1 rRNA gene is annotated in these 311 nt (G+C 52.7%); it reads right to left on the reverse strand.

Annotated elements, in window-relative coordinates:
• A 23S ribosomal RNA gene (locus tag ACK2WN_RS12375) occupies positions 1-311 on the reverse strand; the annotation flags it as partial.

The raw sequence follows: 311 nt of genomic DNA on the forward strand, positions 1-311 counted from the left end.
CCTGTGTCGGTTTGCGGTACGGGCGCCTTTAAACTCGATAGAGACTTTTCTCGACAGTGTGAATGCAGATGCTTCGCTACTAAATTTCGCTCCCCGTCACACCCCAGCATTATATCCGTGGATTTGCCTCCGGATACTGCCTCAGTGCTTGGACGTGCATAACCAACAGCACGCTCATCCTGTCCTACTGTGTCATCCCTTTTCTCAAACGCTTATTGGCGGTACAGGAATTTCAACCTGTTGTCCATCACCTACGCCTTTCGGCCTCGGCTTAGGTCCCGACTAACCCAGGGAGGACGAACCTTCCCCTG

Origin of the sequence: Peptacetobacter sp. AB800, assembly GCF_047807365.1 — a bacterium.
Classification (GTDB): Bacteria; Bacillota; Clostridia; order Peptostreptococcales; family Peptostreptococcaceae; genus Peptacetobacter.